The organism is Flavobacterium sedimenticola (assembly GCF_030053345.1).
In the GTDB taxonomy this organism is placed as follows: domain Bacteria; phylum Bacteroidota; class Bacteroidia; order Flavobacteriales; family Flavobacteriaceae; genus Flavobacterium; species Flavobacterium sedimenticola.
The window spans coordinates 1-556 of the sequence record NZ_JASGBP010000025.1 but is presented as its reverse complement, the minus strand read 5'-3'; the positions used below and the strand labels follow the sequence as shown (position 1 = coordinate 556).

The 556-nt window shown below is 53.6% G+C and carries 1 protein-coding gene; it reads left to right on the top strand.

Features of this window, described 5'->3' with window-relative positions:
* Positions 1–556, top strand: a 556-nt coding sequence (locus tag QHT84_RS14195) for a hypothetical protein (protein ID WP_283240219.1), incomplete at both ends; no start/stop codon positions are given.

Below are 556 nucleotides of genomic sequence, written 5' to 3'. Positions count from 1 at the left end.
GCGGATGTGCTCCAAGCGGCAGCTTCACCGGACAACCGGTAGCACCAAGCTTGTGTGAGGGCGGCACCACTACAGTAACGTATAATGTAAGTGATAAATGCTACAGTGGTTCGGTAACCAGAACCTTTACCATTACAGCTCCTGCGGCGGTAACCACCAATGCTCCGGCAAACGCTTCGGCTTCGGCTTGTGCGTATGCGGATCAGGCAGCGGTTAACGCAGCTTTTGCAGCATTCTTAAACGGCTTTAGTGTAAGTGGCGGATGTGCTCCAAGCGGCAGCTTCACCGGACAACCGGTAGCACCAAGCTTGTGTGAGGGCGGCACCACTACAGTAACGTATAATGTAAGTGATAAATGCTACAGTGGTTCGGTAACCAGAACCTTTACCATTACAGCTCCTGCAGCGGTAACCACCAATGCTCCGGCAAACGCTTCGGCTTCGGCTTGTGCGTATGCGGATCAGGCAGCGGTTAACGCGGCTTTTGCAGCATTCTTAAACGGCTTTAGTGTAAGTGGCGGATGTGCTCCAAGCGGCAGCTTCACCGGACAACCGGT